Annotated in this window: 17 protein-coding genes; 5 read left to right on the plus strand and 12 right to left on the minus strand. The window is 46.9% G+C overall.

The genetic code is table 11. The features are described from left to right. Positions 1–29 precede the first annotated feature (29 nt). Complete coding sequence (locus DXT99_RS02890) at positions 30–3,947, plus strand: AsmA family protein (RefSeq protein ID WP_147294161.1); 3,918 nt, start codon at positions 30–32, stop codon at positions 3,945–3,947. Between the two features lie 152 nt (positions 3,948–4,099). Here the strand turns inward: DXT99_RS02890 and DXT99_RS02895 are convergent, their stop codons facing one another. Further along, positions 4,100–4,564, minus strand: a complete 465-nt coding sequence (locus DXT99_RS02895) for a COG2426 family protein (RefSeq protein WP_115564020.1) — start codon at positions 4,562–4,564, stop codon at positions 4,100–4,102. Between the two features lie 391 nt (positions 4,565–4,955). Between DXT99_RS02895 and DXT99_RS02900 the strand changes: the two genes are divergently transcribed. Beyond that, positions 4,956–5,813 carry a glycosyltransferase 87 family protein gene (locus DXT99_RS02900; RefSeq protein WP_115564021.1) on the plus strand — a complete coding sequence of 286 codons (858 nt, stop codon included), beginning with the start codon at positions 4,956–4,958 and terminating at the stop codon, positions 5,811–5,813. On the opposite strand, the gene DXT99_RS02905 is transcribed toward DXT99_RS02900, so the two are convergent. From DXT99_RS02905 to DXT99_RS02915, 3 genes are all read right to left on the minus strand, one after another. Further along, complete coding sequence (locus DXT99_RS02905) at positions 5,803–6,705, minus strand: universal stress protein (protein WP_115564022.1); 903 nt, start codon at positions 6,703–6,705, stop codon at positions 5,803–5,805. The two genes, DXT99_RS02900 and DXT99_RS02905, sit on opposite strands and share 11 nt — an antisense overlap. Positions 6,706–6,742: 37 nt before the next feature. After that, positions 6,743–7,057, minus strand: coding sequence for a universal stress protein (locus tag DXT99_RS02910; protein WP_115564023.1), 315 nt, complete (start codon positions 7,055–7,057; stop codon positions 6,743–6,745). 122 nt (positions 7,058–7,179) lie between these two features. Continuing rightward, positions 7,180–7,743: a universal stress protein gene (locus tag DXT99_RS02915; RefSeq protein ID WP_115564024.1), complete on the minus strand. Its 564-nt coding sequence runs from the start codon at positions 7,741–7,743 to the stop codon at positions 7,180–7,182. Between the two features lie 404 nt (positions 7,744–8,147). Here DXT99_RS02915 and DXT99_RS02920 point away from each other — a divergent pair, with 404 nt between their 5' ends. Together DXT99_RS02920 and DXT99_RS02925 are read left to right on the plus strand one after the other, a co-directional pair. Continuing rightward, positions 8,148–9,071 carry a hypothetical protein gene (locus DXT99_RS02920; protein WP_181885010.1) on the plus strand — a complete coding sequence of 308 codons (924 nt, stop codon included), beginning with the start codon at positions 8,148–8,150 and terminating at the stop codon, positions 9,069–9,071. 398 nt (positions 9,072–9,469) lie between these two features. Beyond that, positions 9,470–9,943: a hypothetical protein gene (locus DXT99_RS02925; RefSeq protein WP_115564025.1), complete on the plus strand. Its 474-nt coding sequence runs from the start codon at positions 9,470–9,472 to the stop codon at positions 9,941–9,943. Between the two features lie 6 nt (positions 9,944–9,949). Here the strand turns inward: DXT99_RS02925 and DXT99_RS02930 are convergent, their stop codons facing one another. The 5 genes from DXT99_RS02930 to DXT99_RS02950 form a co-directional block, all read right to left on the minus strand. After that, entirely contained in the window at positions 9,950–10,852 is a 903-nt protein-coding gene (locus tag DXT99_RS02930) for a sulfotransferase domain-containing protein (RefSeq protein WP_246000420.1), read from the minus strand. A gap of 67 nt (positions 10,853–10,919) precedes the next feature. Further along, positions 10,920–12,191 (minus strand): anthranilate phosphoribosyltransferase, encoded by a 1,272-nt coding sequence (locus DXT99_RS02935; protein ID WP_115564026.1) that lies wholly within the window; start codon positions 12,189–12,191, stop codon positions 10,920–10,922. Positions 12,192–12,344: 153 nt separating this feature from the next. Next, positions 12,345–13,487: a DEAD/DEAH box helicase gene (locus tag DXT99_RS02940; RefSeq protein WP_115564027.1), complete on the minus strand. Its 1,143-nt coding sequence runs from the start codon at positions 13,485–13,487 to the stop codon at positions 12,345–12,347. A gap of 163 nt (positions 13,488–13,650) precedes the next feature. Further along, complete coding sequence (gene ggt, locus DXT99_RS02945; protein ID WP_115564028.1) at positions 13,651–15,339, minus strand: gamma-glutamyltransferase; 1,689 nt, start codon at positions 15,337–15,339, stop codon at positions 13,651–13,653. A gap of 327 nt (positions 15,340–15,666) precedes the next feature. Continuing rightward, positions 15,667–16,164, minus strand: a complete 498-nt coding sequence (locus DXT99_RS02950) for an ankyrin repeat domain-containing protein (RefSeq protein ID WP_115564029.1) — start codon at positions 16,162–16,164, stop codon at positions 15,667–15,669. A 371-nt stretch (positions 16,165–16,535) separates the two neighbouring features. On the opposite strand from DXT99_RS02950, the gene DXT99_RS02955 reads away from it, so the two are divergent. After that, positions 16,536–18,020 (plus strand): TolC family protein, encoded by a 1,485-nt coding sequence (locus tag DXT99_RS02955; protein ID WP_115564030.1) that lies wholly within the window; start codon positions 16,536–16,538, stop codon positions 18,018–18,020. Positions 18,021–18,232: 212 nt separating this feature from the next. Here DXT99_RS02955 and DXT99_RS02960 read toward each other — a convergent pair whose 3' ends face one another. The 3 genes from DXT99_RS02960 to DXT99_RS02970 form a co-directional block, all read right to left on the minus strand. Continuing rightward, positions 18,233–21,229, minus strand: coding sequence for a glycoside hydrolase family 3 N-terminal domain-containing protein (locus tag DXT99_RS02960; RefSeq protein WP_246000421.1), 2,997 nt, complete (start codon positions 21,227–21,229; stop codon positions 18,233–18,235). A 611-nt stretch (positions 21,230–21,840) separates the two neighbouring features. Continuing rightward, entirely contained in the window at positions 21,841–23,166 is a 1,326-nt protein-coding gene (locus DXT99_RS02965) for a patatin-like phospholipase family protein (protein WP_115564032.1), read from the minus strand. Between the two features lie 667 nt (positions 23,167–23,833). Next, complete coding sequence (locus DXT99_RS02970; RefSeq protein WP_115564033.1) at positions 23,834–24,649, minus strand: N-acetylmuramoyl-L-alanine amidase; 816 nt, start codon at positions 24,647–24,649, stop codon at positions 23,834–23,836. Positions 24,650–24,708 lie beyond the last annotated feature (59 nt).

The following is a 24,708-nucleotide window of genomic DNA, read 5'->3' on the forward strand; positions in this document are numbered from 1 at the left end:
TGCCTGAAAACCCTAATTAAAGATACCCCATGTCACAACCAGCTACGCCAAGCCTGGGTCGGAAAGTGTTAAAGATTACAGGAATAATACTTGGAGGCATGGTTGGTTGCATTCTGCTGGCGTCTATTTTACTGCTTACGGTTTTAGAACCTGTTGTAGGGCGCATCCTGAAAGAGCAGGTAAGTGAAAACACAAATGGCCTTTACACCCTTGCTTTCGAAGATTTGCAGATTAACCTGCTGACCGGAATAATCACACTGGAGCAACTGCACATTTCCCCCGATACGGCTGTGCACCAGGAGCAGCGCAGCACTGGTGCGGCTGCTCCACTGCTCTTTGAAGTGGAGACACCACACTTCCAGATTTACCATATAAACCTGCTGGATGCCCTGTTCCATAACCGGGCAAGCATCGGAACAGTAACCGCAGAAAGACCTCTTATCACGCTAATAGAGGATGAAAGTATAAAGGATGACACGGTAATTGATGAACAGCAAGACGGTGGTTCGCTTCCTGGTTTTCTTGATGCTTTACAAATCGGGAAAATTGATATTCAGGATGCTACTTTCCGCTACTCAACCCTTAGCGAGCGAGACCTTCTACAGCATGAGATACCGCAGGTTTCTTTGCTGCTGCGTGAGTTCAGCATCCCACCGCATGGCGAACCGGATTCCTCCCGCCTGTTTCATGCGGATGGCGTACAGCTCACGGTCAGGGACTATACCTACCAGGCACCTGATGGCATCAATCAGCTGCAGGTTGGCTTGTTATCTTACTCCTCAGAGGAGGCCACTCTTACGGCTGAGGGTATAGCGCTCCTGCCAAACCAACAAGCTAACGCAGCCCTCCCTCCTGAGGCAGCCAACCAAACCCTCTACAATGCAAATGTACCGGGGCTGCGCATGACAGGCATGGATTTGTTAGAAGCCTATCGCACAAAGCAATTACACGTCACCGAACTTCTCCTGGAAAAGCCAGTCCTTCATATTCTAAACGATTTAAATGTTCCCGCAACCACTGAAACGGCTGACTTATCTAAGGTATACAAGGAAGTATCAGCGTACCTGACAGAGATAGAAATTGGGGAGCTGCGCCTGACAGAAGGAACTATCAAAGTAAGTGAAAGCCTGGAGGAGCCTGTTACGGTGCACGAACTGACCGGAACGGAAATAGCCCTGCAGGAAATCCGCCTTGACTCCAGCACACTATTTCTACCGAAAAACAATCTCTTCGCTGAAGCACTGCTTTTTTCTGCAGAAAGCTATACCTACCAGCATCCTTTTAGTCCGCATACTATAATAACCGGCAACCTGGAGCTCTCTACCCGTGGCAATTATTTTCATCTGGACACCATACAGGTTATAGGTGACAAGGAGAAAAACGACAGGCTAAAACAAAACGGCAGCGCGCAGCCACTCATTTACAATATTAATGCACCTGGCCTGCGCTTTAGCAACATGGATCTGATTCAGGCCTGGCAAACCGACAGTCTCACCATAGGCACAATAGATGTTTTAAAACCTATCATAAAAATAGGGCGCGACAAATCTGTGCCTAAAGCAGATACTGAAGCCCAGCTGCAGGAGGCCTATACTGCTGTGTCTGGTTTTATCAGCGGGCTTTTTGTAGAAAACATAAACATACACGATGCATCCTTCACGCATATTACCGGAACCGGTCAGCTGAAGCGGGTCCAGGAGTTGCAACACATCTCCCTTGGCGCCACCGGACTGAAAATAGATTCAGCCTATATCTTCACCCCTTTAGCAGAAGACCTTCCTGTGGAAGAGGCTGTCCTGACAGCGCATGATTACACCTTCTGGACACCGGATAACCTCTATACCTTTACGCTGGACCGCATACACTACTCTACCCGCAAGCAGTTGCTTTCCGCCCGGTCTTTGGCACTGTCATACAACCAGGGAGCTCAAAACAGGATGAAGGGTACAGGTGATGCCAGCCGGAACCTCTATGATATTTCTGCCACTGGTTTTAGCGTGACCGGCCTCGATATCATAAAAGCGATTGAAACAGGCGAGCTCCTGATGGACCAGGTGTTGCTCCGGCAACCGGACTTTGCCATGCTGAAGGATCAGACTATACCTGCACCACAGGAGCAACGAGGGACAATGGATGAATTGTATAGTATTTTAAACCCTATCAAGGTGAATGTCCTGCGTATGGAGGATGGCACCTTTACATATTCTGAAAAAAGCGCTGACGTAACCCGCACGCAACTGTTGGATCATGCCTCCGCCACGGTGCTGGGCCTTAACCTTGGTTCTGCCAGGTTAGGTGCGCTGGATGACGTTCTCCCGATGCAGGAGATGAACCTGACAGCGGGAGATTATACGTACAGGTCGCCTGATGGTATTTATACTATCACGCTGGACAGCCTGTTATACTCCAGCCAACAGCAGGAGCTTTCTGCCCGCCGCATTGATGTCGCTTCTGATAAAGAAGCAAATGCACGCCTTAAACTCCAGGGCAGTGAACAGGCAAACCGCAACCTTTTTGATGTCTCCGCTGAACGTTTTCGTGTCAGAGGGTTAGACCTGATTCAGGCGTATGAAACAGGACAGTTTGCCATGGCAGAAATGCTCCTCACAGCACCCGAAGTAGCCGTTCTCCAGGACCGAAATGTGCCTCCCCGTAGCACAGATACCAGGGACGAAGAGGAAAACACGGAAGATTCAGAAGCACTGGAACAGATAGCCGAAGTAGTAGAGGCATTCAGAGTGGACAAACTGCGGGTAAATGACGGCAATGTTACCTTCAACATCCTGCAGGACACGGTAATGGCAAGCCAGAGTATAGCACATGTGTCGGTGGCAATGGATCAGCTACGAACTATATCTCTGGAGGCCAGTGATCCGCTGGAAATGTTCCGGGCAGATGAAATTGGCGTGCTGGTGCGGGATTACTCCTATTTACTTCCGGACAGTTTGTATAGGCTGGATATTGGGGAAATCAGGACATCACTGCAGGAGCAGTCCCTCTACATAGACAGTTTGCGCCTGCTGCCGCTTTACGGCAGAGATGAGTTCATGAGCAGGCTCACGTATGAGAATGATCGCTTTGATGTGCATGTTCCGCAAGTGCAACTGAGGGGAATAGACCTCGATGCGCTCTTTAACAACCAAGATATTATCATCGGGCAAGCACTCCTCCTTAACCCGCTACTGGATATTTACCGGGACAAGCGTATCCCGGAAGATCCGGACCGAAGGCCCCCCACCCCGCAGGAAATGCTTCGGCAGGTAGAGTATTATGTTGATGTAGACACCATTACTGTGGAAGGTGCCAACCTAACGTATGCAGAAGTAGCACCCAATGGCGAAAAACCAGGTGTACTAAGCTTTGTAGACGCTAACATGGAAGCCTATAATGTCACGAATGTTGCTACGCTGTTAAGCCAGGATAGTATTGCTCCGGTAAATGCTTCTGCTTTGTTAATGGGTGAAAGCGAGCTGAGTGTCCAATTCCTGTTTCACCTGAATCATCCGGAAGACCTGTATACTTACGAAGGAACACTGCAACCGATGGATTTCAGTGCCTTAAATCCCCTGTTTAAGAACCTGATTTTTGTAAGTATTGAAGATGGAAAGATTGATAAAGCCGCCTTTTCAGTTAAATCTACAGAACACATGGCAGAGGGGCAAATGCGGTTCTTCTACAATGACTTTGAAATATTGCTCATAGATGAAGATAACCCGGACAAACCTGGCTTTCTGCGTAAATCAGGCAGCTGGCTACTAAACAAATTTATCATTAAATCCAACAACCCGGCAGGGCGCAGGGATTTAAGAGAGGGAAATATAGAAGTGGAGCGTGACTATTCAAAATCTGTATTCAATCACATGGGTAAAGCTATGATTGATGGCATCACCTCCAGCCTGATGGTACCTTTTGTAGAACGCATAGCAGATAAGCTCATAGAGTTTTAGCATGGGACCTATACTCTCTGCTGGAGAAAGCACGAGAAGAAAGTAGTCTGGAATTTTGAAGATATACTTTTCGCTAAACATGCCCTAAAGTATGCATCAAGCGCCGAAGGCATGGATAGCTAAAAGGACTGAAAACAAATGAGCGTAGAGAATTATAGAGCCTCCAGTCCCATATTACCGTAATAGGACCCGGCAGCCATCAGAATACAGGAAATAATCACGCCTATACTTATCGCCAGGAAAGCACTTCCACGGCCAATCTTAAAAACATAAGCAGCAATGGTACCCATGTATGCTCCTGTACCGGGAAGGGGAATCATCACGAAAATCATCAGGCCCCAAAAACCATATTTCTGAACCTCATTCCCCACACCTTTCTTAGCTCTCTTAGATAAGTTGATGACACTTTTCCGATAAGTACGGTTAGGCCAAAGCTTAAGGCTGAATGTATCAATCAGCCACGAAAGCAGGGGGAATATCAGCAAGTTAGCAACCAAGCCTACCATAAAAGCCCAGGCTAAAGGCAAATCATTTAAGACAGCGTAAGGAATGCCAGCACGTGCCTCACCAAAAGGTGAAATGCTCAGCAGAAAGGTATAAATAAGTGTTTCCAGCATGTATTCTAAATAAGATGCGCAATTTCGCTAATTGCCGGAGAATTTTTATTCGGTTGGAGAAAATTTCAGTTGTAATATTTTGCCATGTCGCAAATTTCAGACCAGATAAGACACATATGTATTATGGTGCATATTTACTTCCAGCCTGACTACCCCCTGAAAAACAATTAGCAGGTAAGAACCATTCATATCAGTTCTTTTAACACAAATAACCACCTGTAATTAATTTTAACTAAACTTGTAAATTGAATAAGCGACAGGAACATCAATTTATGAACAAGCTCCTCAACCACAGGCATACCTGGATTTACTTTATAAGTGTCATTAGCTTAGCTTTATTAATCGGTGAAGTAGTGAATGAACGGCTATGGATGCATGACCTGGAGGTATAATGGCCTTTCTGGCTGTTGTAGTACATCTACACCGGGAATGGCACCTGGGCCAGGTAAATTTACTGCTATTGGGAATTTACATTTTCCTGATAAGAAGCTTTGTGCAGGAGAAGCCTGTCTTCACCGGATTGTTATTGGCAGTTAGCTTGTTCATCAAACCGTTTGGTTTGATCTTTTACCCTTACCTGCTCCTCAGGCAGCGGTATCGTGCCACCCTCTATTCAGTAGGATTTCTTATCCTGCTAGGGCTCTTGCCATTTTTGTTTTATTCCTCCATCCCAGCCTTTAAGCACTTATATACAAGCTGGTTTCAGGAATTGTTTTTTGAACTGCGGGCAAAGCAAAGCCTGCTCTCAGAGGGCAACCATACCATATTCTCAGTATTAGCCCGCTATACTCCGGTGCAATACGTTTTGACCAGTGCTGCAGCTATAAAGATTTACCAGTTCATTATGCTTGGCATTATCGGGAGCGCATTTCTGGTGTTTGTCAGATGGGGACGCCACTTGCCGCAACATAAAGTGCCGGAGTTATCCTTTTTGATAGCGCTGATTCCGTTATTCGCGTTTACAAGCGAGAATGCATTTTTGTTTACAGCCCCCTGCATCATTTACCTGATTTATCATTATCAGAAGTTTTCCCTTGCAGGCAAAGTGTGCCTGGTGTTGGCTTGCCTGCTCATAGGGGCTAACATCCGTGATTTAGTGGGCGCTGCCTTGTACGGGTACCTGCATGATATTTCGGTTTACAGCTTTGGCACTGTGCTACTTTTATTCCTGCTGTTTGTATTGAGGTATAAGAGAAGAACGCTTTTGAAGGATGAGCAATACCAGAAGGGGGAAGCCCTTACGGCTTAAGAGACTCCTCCTGCTTAGTGGTTTGCTCCTCTTCTTCTTGTGCTATGCCAGTTACTGCTCCTGCATACTGCGGAAACGCTAACATAGGCAGATGAAGCTCTTCAAGCAGTCTGCTTGTAATGCTGCTTTGAAGCAGGTTTTTCCAGAAGCCACGATTAGAAACGGTGAAGGCAACTAAGTCGGCATTATAGCCTTCTACAAAATGCTCTATGCCTTCCGCTATGTTATCACATCTTATTTGAGAAAAGGTATACGCATCTTCCGGGAAATTCTTCATCAACTCATTCCTTCTGACATCGATGTTCACATTACTTTCCTCCTGGCCGCAATTAACGTGCAGGAGCGTTATCGAAGAATTGAAGAGTTTTTGCACATCCGCCAGTTGCACCAGGGCATCTGCTTCGGCAGGGTCGAGCGCAGAGGCGTAAACAATCCTTTCAAGGTGACTGATCCAAGCCTTTTCAGGAACAGCTAAAACAGGGCTGGATGCATTTTTCACGAGATGCCTTGTGGTGGAACCGAACAGCCTGTTTTCTACGGATCCGCGCCCCGTGGTACCCATCACAACCAGGCTTACCTTCCTGTTTCTGGCCAGTTCCAGCAACTCCTCTACCACGCCTCCTGTCACTATGGTGCATTTTATCGGCACAGCCACCTCCGAATTCTTTCTCACCAGCTTCACTAATTTCCTTAACTTCTTCATAGCATCCTGCTTTGTGTCATATGCCGGTAAGGCATACACCGGATGATAGGCCTCTGCAACATACACAGGAGACTGGTACACATGGCATAGCAGTAGCTGCGCATGCACGCGGGAGGCTACATTCAAGGCAACTTCGAGTGCCCTGATGGATGCTTGGGAATAATCGACAGGAACGAGTATGGTTTTCATCTGTTCGGGTAAAAATTTCTGGAATCTTTCAGCTATATCAAAGTTGAACCTCGGTAAGCTTCTCTAATAGAGCGCTATTACTTTGCATGTTAACAGAAGGTAAAGCCAGCAGCGGGACAAAAGCTTTCGCCATCATTCGCTGTGTGATGCTCTTATTCAAGATGTTCTCCAGGAAAGAGTGCTTCTGAGGGATTAGTACAAGAAGCTCCGCATGCTTTTCGTGCACAAACTCCTGGATAGCCTCGGCTGCGTCGTTCCGCTGCTGGAAAATAACATCATAGTCAATGTCGTGCAGGTGCTTGTCTAGTGTGTCTAAAGCAGCTAAGGCATTGTCCTGCTGGTCATGCCGCATGTCTTTGCTATACAAGTGCAATACCTGTAGCTTGCTACCAAACGCCTTTACAAAAACACGAAGCGCATTAAATACCTGGGCAGATGGCAATTTGGATAGGTCAGAGGCAAAAACGATTGACTCTAACCCTTTATCGCATTCTGTGGAACAGCCAGTACAGGCACATGCACATCCCGCATAACGGCAATGGTCGTGCGGCCAAGCAAAGCCCGCTGTATCGCTCCTCCTCCCCTAGTTCCCATCACCACCAGGTCTGCCTGATGCACATTAACGGCTTTCAGAATTTCATCGAAGGCAAACCCATACTTGCACACACACTTTATTTTCAGCTTCGCTTTTTCAGCTGCCGGATTATGTATGTCGACGGCATGATACCCGCTTTTGGTTCGCTGCAGTTTGTTTCTCTCTTCTACACCTGTGGGAACTGTGGTAAGAAAGCGGAGCGAAAAGTCTTTAAATAACGACTCCCTGGCCTCATGCACATAAGTCTCCAGCTTCTTTACTTTTTCTCTTTCCTGCTCATGCACTACTGTAGAGAAATCTATGTGGTAGGGGTAAGATAGCGGCTTATAGAATGCATGAAACAGCACAATGTCTGACTCTGTTGCCTTTGCCAGTTCTATGGCATAAAGCAAGGCATTGTGTGCATTCTGAGAATAGTCGGTGGGCACTAAAATCGTTCTCATAATTTCCCTATTTAAAGTTTAATGTTCTACAGCCGCATCCTTAATTAGCTGGTTTACAACACAAAGCTACATTTAACAGCATGCTTCAGAGATGATGCACATCAGCAGAAATATTGATCTTCATCAACTTACATTGCTCAGGCCTTTGTGCTTCCGGGGAGTCGTTAACATCAGGCTATATTTAATTCTGTCTCAAACATAAACAAGGAGTTTGCTCCTTCACAGGACAGAAATAAGTCGGGAAAATGATTTGTGTCATTCTGAAGATCCCTTAATAATTTTATCTTTATACTATTGATATATAGCCACTTAATCTGCTGTCTGGTTTTATGCGCATGTAACGCAGCTTATATCATAAAAAGAATCACAGCAATATTTATTTGATAGTATAAAAGAGAATTAAGATGAAAACGGATAGAACAATCACTGTACTTGTGCTGCTCATTACGCTGTTAGCACTGGTAGCTACAGCAACCGGGATTTTTTCTGATGAGGGTCCGGGAGTATATGAGTATACTTCCATTCACGGGCAGGTAGTAATGATTTATGGAAAAGGACTGTACCAGCATATGTCCGCGGAGGTGGCCCCACAGGGTATTGCCCAGGATGTGGTTACCCTGGCAGTAGGCATTCCTTTGCTGTTGCTCTCACTCTTGCTGTTCAGGAAGGGGTCTCTGAAAGGCATGTTTCTCCTTAGTGGCACCTTAGGTTACTTCCTGGTAACGTACCTGTTCTACATGGTTATGGGAATGTATAATGCCCTCTTTCTGGCGTACGTCATCCTGCTTGCTTCCAGCTTCTTTGCTTTTCTGCTTTCGCTGCGTGCCTTCCGTACAGACACTATTCGCCCTTCTTTTGCTGATAACGCACCTGTAAAGTTTGCAGGAGGCTTTCTGATGTTTACCGCATTAGCCATCGGGGCACTTTGGCTAAGCATTGTAGTACCTCCACTTTTTGATGGTACTGTTATTCCCATACAGGTAGAACATTATACCACACTGGTAGTGCAGGGCCTGGACCTGGGGATTCTGCTACCTGCTGCCTTTGTCGTAGGTCTGTTACTGGTAAAGAAGAAGGCAATCGGTTATGTACTGGCACCCGTTTACCTTGTTTTCCTCTCCATCCTGATGACGGCCTTAACAGCGAAGGTGATTGCTATGGCTCTGTTAGGGTATAATGTAGTTCCAGTCGTTTTCATCATCCCACTGTTCAATATAACTGCAATTGTTAACGCTTGTTTCATGCTTAAGAGTATAAGGGAAACGAAAAATACACAAACCGGGGATATAGTAGTAGACCCATCAGGTAACCTAATATCTACCTCCTGAGTTGTGGGGAGGAACAATTTGACAGTTCAAAGCTATAGCACCACTTCACTTGCTGTTGATTGACGTTTTGCAAACCTAAATTGTGGCAGGTGATAAGTCCCAGCGGGACGACCTGTTGATAGTAATCCGTCCAACTACTTCTATAGCTCCAGAGGAGCGACCTGTATATTTTTCACAAACAGGCCGCTCCTCTGGAGCTAAGAGTACTTTAAGTTGAGCTAGCTATCAACAGGTCGTCCCGCTGGGACTATATCGCATATTTTATTCTTTCTTTAAAAGCGACTCTCTGCATCCCCCTTAAAATCTACTGCACTACTACAGGTCAACTTTATGCTTGTAAAGCCGTTTCAGAACCTTTGAAAGCATAAAGAACATTCATAGAGCTATAAAGAATTTAAATGACTCTTGATCAAAACGCAGAAAATATTGTGAGGGAACAGCTGGTGGAATTACTCAAAGGCGGCTTTGCTCCTAATGTTATCCTCCTAAAGGAATTTGACTACAGAAAGGCTGGAATCATGCTGGAGGGGCTGCATTTTTCTGCCTGGGTACTTTTGGGACACATAAAGGCACGGCAGCACACGCTGCTCAACTTCATGAAAGATCCGGAAAACTACCTGGATGTATGGCCGGATGCGCATTGGCCTGAAAACCACGTGCCTGAAACGCAGGCCGAATGGGAGGAAGCCATCAGTCAATATGAAGCGGAACTGCAGGAAATGATGCAGATTGTGGTGGATCCTGAGACACAGCTATTCCAGAAACAGGCAAATGGCTTAACCCTCTCCTGGGCTGCCATGACTACGCTACACCATACAGGCTATCATATCGGACAGCTCAAAACGGTTGGCAGGCAGTTGGGCGTTTGGTAGCTTAAATCAGGTATACAGCACTTCCTGCGAAGCGATGATTTCCTGTTTCAGCTGATCAAAATCCTGGTGGTGGTCGGGCTCTGTGGAAAATGTCATTGGCTGCCCCTTCTGCTCCGGATAATTCAGGAATCGGATCAGAGGACCCGCTATTATATCTGCTTTCTCAACTTGTTCATCCTTCAGTTGGTCCATCCAATAGCCGGACTGGCCCTTCTTCAGGTGCTTTGGATTTTTGCTTTTCAGGGTAGCGAAGCTCATGGCTTCCTGTAATGCATCTCGCTGGGCCTGGTTCAGGTCAATGTCAAGGTAATCCAGCAGCCGCCCCAGTTCCTGCTGAAAATCGAGCAGGAAGCCTTCATAAAAAGCAATGTGGATGTTGTACCTGCGGCTCAGGCGAAGGTGGTCGAACACATGCCACACCCACTCCTGCATCAGCTTTTCGAAGTTTTTCTCCAGGAATTGCTGCGGGTCCTTTTCCTCCTGGGGGTAATACTTCAGCATGTAATCTGAGCAGTAGTATTTAGAGGCTGATATGGCCCGGTCCCTTGAGTCTCTGATGATGTATACTTTCTTGTCGAACAGGTCCAGCAGTTCTCCGCTTCTTTTGCAGACAGGGGAATGTGTCCAGACATGATTTGTACGGGAGAGGTAGCTTTGGATATCTGTGATGGGCATTCTGAATATGCTGCTGATGCGGTAGCTGTATTGCAGGTCCGTTATCTCCAGCACATCAATGCTGGCCTGGCTGGGGTAGTTCAGGTCCCAGTTCCTGGCAAGTTCGTAAATGGGGTGCTGTTGTATAAAACTGCCTGTATCCCGGCCCGTCCTGGTCAGGATTTGCTGGATAATTTGATAGAGCCAGAAGTTTCCGCACTTAGGTGCTCCGCCTTGTAGTATTCTCATCATCATTTTTATATTTCTTGCCGGACAGCTATACGATGGCAGGCTCAAATAGTGTGCTTTAAGCTTCGAATATTTATCTCACGTGCATTTTCTCCTGAAGCCATTCCAGGCCGGTTGAAAACAGTGCAACAGCCAGCCCAACCCGTTTATTGAAATCTTCATTAGCCGTATATCCTTGTGCTGCATACTGCCGGATGAGCTGCAGGTTTTCCTCTAATTGAAGTGGCTCTACTTTATCATCTGCCTCTGCACGGAATGAAGAAAAGCGTTCATCATCGGCTTCAAAGGTTTCTGTTACAAAGGCACCATCCGGCTGGCGGGCAGCGCATAAAATACCACTTGCCTTGGCTAAAGATGGTGCCAGCGTTCCTTCCAGCCCCCTTTTCAAAACAATCACGCCTCTAAAACCAGCCATATCAGCCAACGTCACCATCTTCTGCATATAAGTAATATGAAAGACAGAAGTAATCAGAATATCTGCCTGGAAGGGGTTAAGTACTTTCTCCAAGGTCGCCAGGAATGGGCGTTTGAAAATAGTCCTTCTTCGATCAACCCATTTGTCTAAAGCAGGAGAAAGCGCTCTCTGGTCCAGCGCCCAGCCAAATTGCGGTGTATCTCCTTTTAGCTCCTTTGTATTCTGAATTAATGTACTGTCAAGGCCTTTGTATAAATCCAGTGTGTTCAAGGCAAGTTTAGGACCTGCCGATCTACCCATGGTTACAACCACCCGATATCCGGCTTCCTGTAAAGCTTTAGCCAGTAAAGGCGTTATCATATAGGAGTGTTCTACTCCGTCAAAAGGCTCTGCTAACTGAATAGTGGTTTCTGGAATAGCTATTGGCTCCTGAAAGCCTGGAGTATACGTAGCGACAACCGCATTCAGCAGGCCCAGGTATTCTTCATCAGTCTCGTAGCGGATACGCATCATACTGGCCGCCATTCCTCTGAAAGTCTCACCAGGAAAATCGGAAAAGATATAGTGGCCCAACTTCTCTGCTTCAGCTTCTGATAATGTTTCTTTCTGCAACAGCTTCACCCCTATCTCCCTCATTTCTGTGGGTGAGTCAGCGCAAAGTGTGTCATAGAGCTGGCGTACATCAAAGGCAGCAACATCTCCATCAGAAGGCAACAGTAGTTCCTGTTCCATTTGCGTAGGTCCTTTGGCAAGTAAAGCACCATAAAAGGCCCCTTTTTGGATTGGTACAACGTAGTCTTCAGCTTTCAGATATTCCGCAATTTTATGTAGTAAGGACTCTGGTAAAGGCTTACTCCCGTGTTTGCCGATCCCGATGATTTTTATTCCATCGACCAGCGGGTTATCCTGTAGTGTATAGTTAGCTTTCATGCTTTGAGATTTGAAGTATGACGATGAACGCAAATGAAGCAGCTGAACTTCCTGTTAACGTACCTTAGCTGCTGTTGTGTGTTCTCTCCTTGTTCTAAATGACAGCTATGATATCCAGGTCTGGCGGTATTGGTGTTATCAGGAATTGCCTTATCAATAACCAGACAAATCAAGGTCTTCCGTTTCAATCCTGGGAACCCGTTGCCCCATTTTCTTCTGGATTATCTTAAAGTGGTGCTCATCATCCGGTGTAACAAAAGATATTGCCTCGCCTTCCGATGCAGCCCTTCCTGTTCTGCCGATTCTGTGTACGTAATCCTTTGGGGAGCGAGGCAATTCGTAGTTGATAACATGAGGAAGGAATTTAATGTCTATACCCCGGGAGGCTAAATCCGTAGCGACCAGCACCCTGAGTTTACCGGCTTTAAACTTTTTCAATGCCTCCGTTCGGGCACCCTGGCTCTTCTCCCCATGCAGACCAGCGGCATCAATCCCATGCTTCGACAATTTGCCCACTACGTTATTCGCCGTCCTGATGGAAGATGCGAAAACCAATACCTGCTGCAGGTCGCCGGTCTTAATCAGGTACCTGAGCAGTGGTCCCTTTTTCTCCGGGGCGATACTGTAGGCCACCTGTTTGATCAGTTCGGGAACAGTAGCTTCTTCCTCTATCTGAATTTTGACGGGATTAGACAGAATCTTTGAAACCAATCCCTCTACGTCTTCGCCCAGCGTGGCTGAGAAAAGAACATTCTGGCGCTTCGCAGGCAACAGGGCAAAAATCTTGTCCACTTCCTCTTTGAACCCTAAACTCAGGATTTTATCTGCTTCGTCCAGCACCAATGTCTCTACCTCCGACAGCTTCACAGCGTTATGGTCGACCAGGTCAAGCAGTCTACCAGGAGTAGCCACCAGTATCTCAGTGCCTCTAAGCTGCATCATCTGCGGGTTAATGGAAACGCCCCCATACACCGCCTGGATTTTGGCTTTCTGTGGCAGCTTCGCGTTAAAAGCCTGGAATACTTCCAGTATCTGAATCGCTAACTCCCTTGTCGGCACCAGAATCAGGACATTTACATACCTGTTATTCACCGGCTTGTTCCCCTGGAACATCTCCAGAATAGGCAAAGCAAAGCCAGCAGTTTTACCAGAGCCGGTTTGCGCTATGCCCAGCACATCTCTTCCTTTTAGTATGGCTGGTATTGCTTCTTTTTGTACCGGATAAGGCTGTGTGTACTGCTGCTCGTCTACGGCTTTTAACAAAGGCGCCGATAAGCCTAAAGATGAAAATGACATAGTATGCCTGAATTTATGTGGTAAAGCTAATGCTTGTGTTTACAAAGATAGGGCTTATAATGTTCTTAGGAGCTGGGCGTGGTAGCCCAAACCCAAGCTCTCTATCCTGCATAGTTTTTTGTGCCCTTAAGTCCCCCCTACTGTAAATACACCAATCTATCACTCAAAAACCAGCGGCGGCATCATCTCCCCTTGGGTCAGCACCTCCTTCCATTCTTCCATCAGGCAGCACCAGGATTCCGGCGGCTCTTCCTATTCCTCTCGGATTGGGTGCTATCTTGTGCCCCTTTAACCAAAGTTGCAGCCCTGTACCGGGTCCCAGGGCACCCAATTCCGATAGCACCCAATCCGGCTCCCACTGGTGATGAAACCTGCCCGCATTTACGGCTCCCTGCATCGGTAAATCGTGCGCTATCACATTTAATATAATTTGATATACTGTGGTGATAATGGTGGAACCACCCATGCTGCCCACTACCATATACAGGTCTCCATCCTTTTCCAGTATAGTCGGCGTCATGGAGCTTAGCATGCGCTTGCCTGGTGCAATGGCATTGGCTTCTCCTCCGATTAATCCGTAGGTGTTGGGGTAACCGGGCTTTGCACTGAAGTCATCCATCTCATTATTCAGCAGAAAGCCAGCACCATCCACAAACACCAGCGCACCGAAATTAGTATTTAAGGTAGTGGTCACGGATATTGCATTTCCCATCGGGTCCACAATGGAGTAGTGCGTGGTCTGGGCACCTTCGTAAGCAGCTGGCTTCCCGGCATATACCTCTTCGCTGTCTGTGTCACTATCCATCGAAAAATCACGCATCCGTCTCTTAATATAAGCCTCCTCCAGCAGGCCCTCTACCGGCACATCAATAAAGTCTGGGTCTCCCAGGTGCTTTGCCCGGTCAGCATACACTCGTTTCTCAGCCTCTATCATAAAATGAGCGGTTTCAGTCGTTTTTATGCCCCACTCATCGACTGGATAATCCTCTGAAATAGTTAAAAGCTGTATCAGTGCAATTCCACCGCTGGAGGGCGGTGGCATAGAAATAACATTGTGTTCACCGACTTTGGCTGTAAGCGGCTCCCGCCAGATGGCGCGGTAATTTGCCAGGTCTTCTTTGCTGATAATGCCTCCTCCCCTTTTCATCTCGTCCACTATATACTGCGCCGTGGCACCCTCGTAGAACCCGGCCCTGCCCTGGTCTCTTATCCTTGCAAGGGTTTTGGCTAAGTCTGGTATCCGGAGGGTATCCCCTTCCTCCCAATTGTCTTTCAGAATAAACTCCGGTCGGCGGGTGCTGTATGTGATAAAATCATCCTGATTCTCATTCAGCTTTTCTGCTTCCTTTGCTGTCAGCGGAAAGCCGTTGGCAGCCAACAGCACTGCCGGCTGCACCAGTTCTTCCCAGGGCATGGTACCGTACTTTTCGTGCAGCTGCACCATGCCGTCTACTGTGCCGGGCACACCTGCTGCCAAATGGCCTTTTACACTTAAGTCCTCTATCACTTCTCCCTCCTCATTCAGGTACATATCCCGGTGAGCGTCTCCAGGTGCTTCTTCACGATAATCCAGTGCATCGACGCTGCCGTCCTGCTGGCGTAAAACAAGAAAGCCACCGCCACCTATGTTTCCTGCATCAGGGTATACCACGGCAAGAGCAAACTGCACCGCAATGGCGGCATCCACAGCATTGCCCCCACGCAGCATAATTTCATTCCCCACCGACGAGGCAAGCGGATGCGCCGACACCACCATCGCCTTATCTGTGATGAGACCCACTTCATCTAAGCTTCTGTTCTGGCACCCTGCTGTAATAATGAGAAGAAAGGGAATGAGTAATTTTTTGATCATAGAAAATGCTTGCTTTGTTAATATGGCTTACGCAGCGCCACCCTTAACAAGTTTTGTTGAAAGAAAATGTGCCAGAAGCAATAAGGTGACAAGGAGAGGCTGCCTGGGTGAAAGAACGCACGGGAATGACTTCGTATCTGATGTTGCAGAAGCGAATGTAGAGCTGAGACAGCGGGGAAGTAAAATTGAATATCTCCCTTGAAAAATAATTCCGTCTAGCACCTATAGGTAGCTAGACGGAACCTTTGAAGGAAAGCCATAGGATGCAATGTAAACCTGTCATCAGGCAGGCTGCACAGCAAAAGTCAGGTAGAGCTACATTGAAGATTAGCCCTCTCCGTGCACACGGAAAAGCTCCAAAGCTTCATCATTACCCTGCTGGTAGGCAAGATCAATTGCTGACAGACCACGGACATCCTGGATTTTTGTATCTGCACCTGCTTCTAGCAAAAGCTTCACCAGCTGGTTTCTGCCGAATAAAGTTGCAAACATCAGTGCTGTACCTCCGTTCCCGTTCTGTAGATTAAGGTCAGCTCCATTGTCTATTAGAAGCGTGGCTACCTCCGGATAGCCTTTAAAGCTAACTCCCATCAGGGCGGTATTGCCTGTTACATCCTGCGCATTGGGATCAGCCTTAGCTCCTAATAATACTTTGGTTGCCTCTACATGCCCATCGTAGGCGGCTAATATCAATGGTGTGAAGCCTTTGGCGTTCTGAACATTGATATCGACTCCTTCTTCTATCAGTTGATTCAGATAATCAACATCCCCTTTGCGGGCAGCATCAAAAAGAAGGTCTTGCTGGTTGGTGGAGTGAAATGTCATATAGCGTTTTTATTATGTTACGGAGATTTTACCGATGGGTACGGTAAAATAGCATAAATGGCTGTTCATTTCTGCTAAACTAAACCTACGTGGTGAAATATGAGTTTATTTTACTGAGGAAAAGCGCTATCACGTCCTATAATCGAAGAATTTCGTAGTAAAGCAAGATTTAGAGCATGCACTCACTTACATGAACTAGCTTTCTCTTTAAAAAAAAATTAAATTGCCTTATATGATCCTCTGGCTGCCTTGATGATGGCATGTCCATGCCTTTATCTCCCTTTCTAAGTTTCAGCTAATACTGGAAAAGGCCACCTGCCAATACTTGAAAGGCTTTGCCAGAATGAATTTTTAGATACAGTACTATTAAAATGAATAAAGTTTTCTACCCTTTTCTGCAACTGCTCATATTTATAGCTGCCATTTTTCCGGTTAAGGCTCAGGATGCTCCCTTTACCCGTACACTAACACTTGCTGATGCCGTACAACTGGCAAAGGAAAATTCCCCACGCTACCGCAGTGCCTCCGTGCGGTACGAAAACCGGCAATGGCAGTATAAGACTTTTCGCTCTAATTTCTATCCGCAGTTGAACCTGAGTGGGGTTTTACCAGAATATAACAGAACTATTGATCCGCGAATAACCGACACAGGAAGCCTCATTTTTATTAACACCCATAATGCCAACTCCTTTCTTCAGCTTTCCCTTGGCCAGGAGATATGGCCTACCGGCGGTTATATCTCTATCAACACGCAGCTAAAGCGGCTCGATGACTTCCAGGCAGAATCAAACCAGACAAGGTACTCTTCCATCCCAGCCACCATTACGCTCAGACAGCCAATCTTTGGGTTTAATAACCGTGCATGGGACAGAAAGATTGCTCCGCTCCGGTTTGAAGAGGCTAAACGGGACTTCTGGGAAGAAATGGAAGATATTTCCAGCGCCACCACTGACCATTTTTTTAACCTCCTGCTAAGCCAGATAAGTTTACAAATAACCGAGAAAAATGTCGCCAACAATGATACCCTTTACAAAATAGCGGAAGTTCGGTATGAGGAAGATGAAATTCAGGAGGATGAACTGTTGCAGATGGAATTGACGCTTCTGAACTCTTTACAAAATCTGGAACAGGCAATACTGGATGTAGAGGCAAATACACTAAGGCTAAAAGTGTTTCTAGGCATTACCGATAATTACCCCATCACTTTGATTCCACCTGATGCAACTCCTGAATTTGAAGTAGATGAAGAAATCGCTCTGGAGCAGGCTCATAAAAACCGCCAGGTAATAATTGGCTATAAAAGAGAAATACTGGAGGCAGAGAGGCGTGTAGCACAGGCCAAGGGAGAAACTGGTTTCACAGCCGACCTTTTTGCTTCGTTCGGGCTTACCCAGCAGGCACTGGAGTTTCAGGAAGTGTATAAGGAGCCTGCCCCGCAACAGCGTGTACGGATTGGCTTTAATATGCCAGTCATGGACTGGGGCCGGACAGCCTCCAGGCTAGGGACTGCCACAGCAAATGAAACACTGGTGAAAGAGAACGTGGAACAACAGCGGGTAAACTTCGACCAGGAGATTTACCTCAATGTTAAACGTTTCCGGGTGCTTCGAAAGCAAATGGCAGGAGCAAAACGTGCCAATGAAATTGCTGAGAAACGCTACAACCTTACAAGGGCCCGCTACCTAAAAGGACAACTGAGCCTGTTGGATTTGAATGTTGCCACTGAAGAGAGAGATAAGGCCACCCGCAGCTATATCAGCTCCCTTGAAAGCTTCTGGTCCGCTTATTACAGAATACGCCGCCTTACCTTATATGATTTTGAGCGTAATGAGTCTTTGCTTGCCGAAATTCAATAATTGAAACAGGCAGGTGAAAAATTACAGATGGCATAATAGCATCTTCGGTGGAAAATAATCCTTAATAAAAGCTCAAACCTCCCGCAGGATTTATTCCTGCGGGAGGTTTTTGTTAGGCACAAGCCTTCATTTTGATCAATGACTCTCTTCCCAGCTCTCCAGATTGAAGCCTTGCTGTTTCCTGTACATAGATCAAACGAAAGGCTACTACATTACCTCTTTACAGTTACAGGATTGCTTTTCGATTTTTCCAAGGCATCATATACCACCTGTAACACATTGGTCCGGGTATTTAGCTGACTAAGCTTAAGGTTTTCTCGAGTGGGGTGTACCCTGTTCGACAGGAATACATACACCAGGTCATTTACAGGATCTATCCAGGTATAGGTTCCCGTAAAGCCGGAATGCCCGAAGCTTTCTACCGGTGCACCCGGAGCTGCGTTACTATTCTGTGCGCCGGGTTTAGCCGGACGGTCGAAGCCAAGGGCGCGGTAGTTGCCAAAGTCGCAGAACTGGCACTTACTGAATTCACTGACCGTGTTACCCGCTATGTACTGCTTCCCGGCATACTCTCCGTCGTTGAGGTACAGTTGCATCAGCTTCGCCACATCATTGGCGTTGCCAAACAAACCGGCATGCCCACTGATACCGCCCAGCATAGCAGCCCCCTCATCGTGCACGGTGCCGTGCAGCAGTTGCTTCCGGAAGTGTGGCTCATACTCTGTTGGCACAATGCGGGAGGCAGGGTACTTTTTGTAAGGGTTGAAAGTTAACGTGGTGGCACCTAATGGCTCATAAATACTCTCCTTCAGGTAAGACTCAAAGTCCTGGCCCGTAATATTCTGCACCACCAGTGGCGCAAGTATAAAAGACAAATCACTGTACACATAGCCAGCCTGCTGGTTCATCGGAGACTCCATGATCTGCTCATATATCTTATCGGTGTATTTGCGGTGCATGTACAGGTTCTCTGCCACTTTGATAGGGAAGCGGGCAGAGGAATCGGCTTTGAAGGTTCTCCATTTAAACTTCCCGCTTTTCCTCACAGTCTCTTTCCAGAACGGTATCCACGATTTTAGCCTTGCCTGGTGCGTAAGAATGTCTTTATAATTCAGGTTTTCCTTGTTGGACCCTACTGCCATCGGCAAATACGTGCCGAGTGTTTTGTTCGGGTCGAACTTTCCTTCCCCTTTGAGCTTCATAAGGGCCGCCAGAGAAGTGCTGACTTTTGTAACCGATGCCAGGTCGTAAAGGTCGTTGATATGCACCGGCACCTCGTTGTCGTAGGTATGGTACCCGAAGGCTTTCTGATAGATAACCTTGCCGTTCTTAGCCACCAATACCTGCGCACCCGGCGTGGCTTTTTCCTGCATGGCCTGGGCCACCAGCGAGTCTATGCCAGCCAAATCCTGTGTCTTTATCCCTACTGCTTCCGGCACACTGTACGCTAACCGAAGGCCTCCCTCCGTTTTCAAGCCGTCTCCCAACCTGAATGCATTCGAAACAGTAACCGGCAAACTTCCCTTTGCGCCGATGCCACCAAAAATCATCTGTGCTGCCAGGTCCTGTGTCAGGGGCGTCTCCTGATAGGCCGTCAGCACAGCATCGGCATTTTCGATGCTTTCGAATTTAGCAAGGCTATACACATTACCGAATACACTCACAATGGTAAGCTTCGACCGGATAAGGTCTTTCAGGAACAGGTTCATTTCGGCGGTGATGCCGAAATTAGCGCTGCCGGCTTTCAGCTGCAGCTTATGAACGCCAGCTATAACCAGGTTATACTCCTGCAACTTCTCTTTCAGTTGTTGTAACTCAGCAATGGTACTGTTGGCCGGCAAGAAGAAGGTATCTACCTGCATATACCGGGACAGACCATGCTGGAAGTCTGTCTCCTGCGTTGTGCCTATAGCTAATGCGGCTATCCGCAGCGTGTCCAGGCCCTGGATTGGCAGGATATTACTTTTGTTACGTAGCAGGGTGAGTGAAGCTTCTGTGAGTTGATGATTGAGGTAAAGGGCATGTGGGTTGTTCAGGTCCTCAATAAGATGTTCGGTTTCGATAGGTTGCCATTTGTCCAGGCCCACCCATTGCTTGGCAGCCAGTACTTTCCTGCAACGGGCATCAACCTCTTCCTGTGTAATTTCATTGTTCAGTATCGCTTTCTTCACCTCCTGAATCGTCATCTTCACATCCATCGAGTTCAGGAGCATGTCGTTGCCAGCCAGCAAAGCTTTTACGTCTACCACACCCGGCTCATAATATTTGGCCACCCCCTGCATGTTCAAAGCATCCGTGAAAATCAGGCCTTTATACCCCAACTCTTCTTTTAATAGTTCACTGACAATAGGCTTTGAGAGTGTGGAGGCAAGATTGGGCGTATTGTCCAGCACAGGGATGTTCATGTGGGCTACCATCACGCTTCCCAACCCATTTTGCATAAGCTCCCTGAAAGGGTATAACTCTACTGAGTCCAGGCGTATGCGCGAGAAATTTATCAGGGGCAGCCCATAGTGCGAATCCACATTGGTATCGCCATGGCCGGGAAAGTGCTTGGCACTGGCCAGTACGTGCTGATCCTGCATACCGCTCATATATGCCAATGACTTTCGCGTAACATTATACTTATCCTCCCCGAAGGAGCGGAAGCCGATAACAGGGTTGTTAGCGTTGTTGTTAATGTCTACGGTTGGGGCGAAGTTCACATGAATGCCCAGTCGCTTACACTGGCGGGCAATCTCTGCTCCCATTTCATAAATCAGTTGCTCATCCTCTATCCCACCTATCGACATCTGGTATGGAAAACGCACAGTGCTGTCGAGGCGCATTGCCAGCCCCCATTCCGCATCGATGGTCACCATCAGGGGCACTTTGCTTTCGCTTTGGTAGCGGTTGGTCATCTTGGCCTGCCGCACCGGGCCTCCCTGGAAGAAGATCACCCCTCCCACTTTATAGGTCCTGATGAGGTTGCTGATGGAGTCGATGTGCGCCTGATCTCTGTTGGAGTACACCGGAATCATAATCAACTGCGCGATGCGTTCTTCAGGCGTCAGGGTTGCAAAAACGGAATCTACCCACGCTTGCTTTGCATTCAGAAAAGCGGGGTCTTTGTCAGGATTAAAAGAAGCAGTATCAGTTCTCTGGGCAGCAGGCTCCCGGAACTTACTGCGGGAGGTCTGCCCCTGCAGTCCGTATGTTCCAAACATCATTAGCATGATGAAAACAAGGCAAAAAGATGTATATTTTTTCAAGGTACTCAGGCAGATTGCAGGTTCGTGGAAAATCAGTGTATTCCCCCACAAGATAACCAGAATTGCTCACAAATGGTAGTTCGCAGGCAAAGCCTGGCAATAGGATTTCTTCAAAGTGATACCAAACCAGAAGAAGCAGTAAGAAACAAAAAGGGAGGAAATCTACAGCAATATAAGCTATAGAAAAAATTCATATACTTCACATTAAGCATATGATTATCACAATAGTATACTAACACCACAATAAGCTATCTAAAGATTTTAGCCAGAGAAAATATAGACACAAAAATCTATGAAAGCCAAACCAAACTATGGCGGCCAATCTTTTAAGTGCTTTCTGGAGCCGCCGCCTAAGCCACAACTTTTTAGACAGGCTTTATGATAGCTTATCTTACAAAAGGCCCGGAGGGAGGAGAAGTACATAAAAACAAGCCCTAAAGTACACCACAACCAGCGGGTGGGCTGTAAATCTTACTTAAACAGGCCCACGCGAGCTGGAATGGTGGCAATTCGGCTTAAACTTTGAAAGAAGTATTGAATGAATATCTAATTGTTAAAAAAAAGAAAATTTAAATATCCTGCTCGCCAATAGCTGCATCCTGCTTGTCAGGTCTTACTTCGTTTATTAACTTCTGGACAGCGGCATTGGCAACCATGTCATCCGACTTATGTTTCACCGTCACCATGGTAGATCGGAGCTCTTTATACTTCTCCCAGTCAAACTTGATGAGGAAGTTAGCTGCGCCCCTCACCCCGGTTTCAAACAACCGAAGCTTTTCCTCATCCGGCATACTGAAGTCAAGCCAGTCAAAGTGGTCAGTATCGAGGCAATGTACCAGGTGGCGATAGTCAGGGTTCTTTGTAATGAAATCGAAATCATGCACCTGCCGGGCTGAGTCGAAAATAGCACCCACTAAATTGGGGAACTTGCTTATTATTTTAGGCTTGTCACGGTCTGCTCCCAATTTTACACCGAAGGTAGGCGCCTCAGGTACTTTATTATTGTCGTGGAAGAGGTCGATGGGGAAGTTAGAGTTTATACCGCCATCAATAAAAAAGACCTCATCAGGAATATTACCTGTATAGCCGACTTCCCTCCATTTCTTTAACTCATTGGGGCCATAAGGAAGGTCTCTGAGCCGGAAAGGGTGAAAGAAGAAAGGAATAGACATGGAAGCGCGGACAAAATCAGCCGGGTTTACCTGATCAGGGTCTGCCCAGTACATATCAGCCATAGCAGGGAAGTTCACCTTCGTTTGAGTCGTAATATCAGCGGCCACCAGAGCTAACCTGCCTACTGTATCTGAAGTATAGGCGCTGCCATCTCTAAGCTTTAAGTTCTCATTCCCCTGCAGCCTGAGCTGCTTTAATTTGCCCCAGGTGTCTACTCCCCTTTCCTTGAGAAGCGCTGATAACCAATCATGAAAGTTCTGCCCCGGGTTCAACCCAAAATCATCCCGCATATTATCTATCACCTGTGCACCTTTCCAGAGAAGCTTCTTTATGCTGCTGTCTGCGGTAATAGCCTTCACAAAATCTTTGGCATCAGAGTCTCCGTCCACAAACTCTTCGAAGTTTTTATTGGCTAATATCTCCAGAATCCACTTGCTGGCCTCTTTATTTTTTGGTCCTGCAGCCGCCATCAGCATGGCATTAATAGAACCTGCAGAGGTACCGCCTAATTGTAAAAACCGTATTCCCATCTGCTCCAGCACGTATACATATCCCACCAGGGCAATGCCCAACATGCCTCCACCTTCCATTACCAGGTCCACATATTGGTGTCCTTCGTCATCAACCACATCAGAAAATGTTTTTCCTTTCACCCGCTCTCGCAGTTCAGCCAGCTCAGCCTGTACAAGGCCGTTGTTTGTAGTAAACTGTTCTACTTTCATTTTTTATCTTTATTGAAGGTTATAAAAAACTACTCCTAATTATCTGGCTAAGACCGCACCCTCAGCCAAGGCGACAGAAAAACAATCTTATTCAGCAGCTACCAATGCAGCACATATTATAAAGCACATTTACCGTGCAAAGCAGCAACATTAAGCCAAGAGGGTGAAGCTTTTATAAAGGACGGTTGAAACAGCCAGCTACCATACAGGTGTACAAGCCAAGCGTATGCTTATCCGGTCTGATTCAAGCTGAAAATGATGGATGGACAGAAACAGCTTATGTTATAGTATGAGCGCAACACATCAAGGGGAAGAACCTGAGTATGAAGAGATACTTCAGGTTGACAGGAAGCTGTTCCGGGGGGCTTTCAACGTATTGCCTGCTCCCGTATTTCACCAGGAAGGCATTCAAAGCGCAGGGTGTATACTTTGATAAAGGCCTCTCGATGCAATAAAGCACGTTTCTACTATTGACAGTGCCTGAGAAACTATAACAAAGTGACGCAGTACCTTTGTCAATGCCTACTACTTATTAGCAGCTATATAACAGGATATATAATTTAAAATACGTCTTTTAATCCAATTGGATACAAGTTTATCACCAAATATATCTAATAATAGTGCTTGTAGGCCTACTATTAATTTGGTTGAGCTCTGTAAGCTATTTTTAGACCAGATACTTTCGCGCGACCCACCCCTCCAGGTCCATTATGCCGTGCACCACATCCAACACTTCCACAAAAGACCAGTTGCCCTCCTGCTTCAGGGATAGCACTCTGGTACCGGCAGGCAGTGGCCGGCTTAACACGCTATAGCCGGCTCCAGGGCCGGAGCGGATGTTCAAATCTGTTGAGGTGACATATTCATCAAGCGTTTCGTCCCTCCTGCCCATGGCCCTTGCCCTAAAGCTGCTCATCGGAAAAGCTGGCCCCGGATCTGACTTGCGCAGTGGAGAAATATCCTCATGCCCCAGCACATCCTGCAGGTTATATGCGTTCACCAGCAAAGAGGCTATATGCAGACTGACCTCCAGCTGCTGTTCCGTATATTCGTGCCAGCCAGCTACCTGATTTTCATTTTTATGTACAGCCATCACCACATTATCGTCAGGGACAGGCCGACCATCAACCGGACATACCCATTTTGCTCCTTTCCGCACAAGCCTCCCTCCGTTTACAAGCTCAATACCTATAGAATGCCAGTTAAGCCCGGATAAGCCTCGCCAGCTGCTTCTGCCAGCATGCCAGGTAACCACGTTGAAGGGTGCGAACTGATGGATAGCACCATCTCTACCGATAAGCAAATGCGCCGAAGCCTGCGCATTCGGGTTCTGAAACCAGTTAACAGTAGATTGCATGGTGGTTACAGCAGTGTAATGCATCACAAGGTACTTCGGAACATATAAGCCGCTTCTATTGGGAGTATGGCTGTAAGTGATTCGGGTATTGTCCGGATCGTAGAGGACGTGATTTTTTATTTCCATAGTAGCAGATGTCGCGGGGTTAGGTATTGGTTCTGTTTAGCATAAAATCTTAGATTCTT

This window comes from Pontibacter diazotrophicus (assembly GCF_003367245.1).
In the GTDB taxonomy this organism is placed as follows: domain Bacteria; phylum Bacteroidota; class Bacteroidia; order Cytophagales; family Hymenobacteraceae; genus Pontibacter; species Pontibacter diazotrophicus.

What these genes read in the sequence shown, in the direction of transcription:
- DXT99_RS02890 (WP_147294161.1), top strand. Translation starts at nt 30, where the DNA reads ATGTCACAACCAGCTACGCCAAGCCTGGGTCGGAAAGTGTTAAAGATT.
- DXT99_RS02895 (WP_115564020.1), bottom strand. Translation starts at nt 4,564, where the DNA reads ATGCTGGAAACACTTATTTATACCTTTCTGCTGAGCATTTCACCTTTT.
- DXT99_RS02900 (WP_115564021.1), top strand. Translation starts at nt 4,956, where the DNA reads ATGGCCTTTCTGGCTGTTGTAGTACATCTACACCGGGAATGGCACCTG.
- DXT99_RS02905 (WP_115564022.1), bottom strand. Translation starts at nt 6,705, where the DNA reads ATGAAAACCATACTCGTTCCTGTCGATTATTCCCAAGCATCCATCAGG.
- DXT99_RS02910 (WP_115564023.1), bottom strand. Translation starts at nt 7,057, where the DNA reads ATGCGGCATGACCAGCAGGACAATGCCTTAGCTGCTTTAGACACACTA.
- DXT99_RS02915 (WP_115564024.1), bottom strand. Translation starts at nt 7,743, where the DNA reads ATGAGAACGATTTTAGTGCCCACCGACTATTCTCAGAATGCACACAAT.
- DXT99_RS02920 (WP_181885010.1), top strand. Translation starts at nt 8,148, where the DNA reads ATGAAAACGGATAGAACAATCACTGTACTTGTGCTGCTCATTACGCTG.
- DXT99_RS02925 (WP_115564025.1), top strand. Translation starts at nt 9,470, where the DNA reads ATGACTCTTGATCAAAACGCAGAAAATATTGTGAGGGAACAGCTGGTG.
- DXT99_RS02930 (WP_246000420.1), bottom strand. Translation starts at nt 10,852, where the DNA reads ATGATGATGAGAATACTACAAGGCGGAGCACCTAAGTGCGGAAACTTC.
- DXT99_RS02935 (WP_115564026.1), bottom strand. Translation starts at nt 12,191, where the DNA reads ATGAAAGCTAACTATACACTACAGGATAACCCGCTGGTCGATGGAATA.
- DXT99_RS02940 (WP_115564027.1), bottom strand. Translation starts at nt 13,487, where the DNA reads ATGTCATTTTCATCTTTAGGCTTATCGGCGCCTTTGTTAAAAGCCGTA.
- ggt (WP_115564028.1), bottom strand. Translation starts at nt 15,339, where the DNA reads ATGATCAAAAAATTACTCATTCCCTTTCTTCTCATTATTACAGCAGGG.
- DXT99_RS02950 (WP_115564029.1), bottom strand. Translation starts at nt 16,164, where the DNA reads ATGACATTTCACTCCACCAACCAGCAAGACCTTCTTTTTGATGCTGCC.
- DXT99_RS02955 (WP_115564030.1), top strand. Translation starts at nt 16,536, where the DNA reads ATGAATAAAGTTTTCTACCCTTTTCTGCAACTGCTCATATTTATAGCT.
- DXT99_RS02960 (WP_246000421.1), bottom strand. Translation starts at nt 21,229, where the DNA reads ATGATGTTTGGAACATACGGACTGCAGGGGCAGACCTCCCGCAGTAAG.
- DXT99_RS02965 (WP_115564032.1), bottom strand. Translation starts at nt 23,166, where the DNA reads ATGAAAGTAGAACAGTTTACTACAAACAACGGCCTTGTACAGGCTGAG.
- DXT99_RS02970 (WP_115564033.1), bottom strand. Translation starts at nt 24,649, where the DNA reads ATGGAAATAAAAAATCACGTCCTCTACGATCCGGACAATACCCGAATC.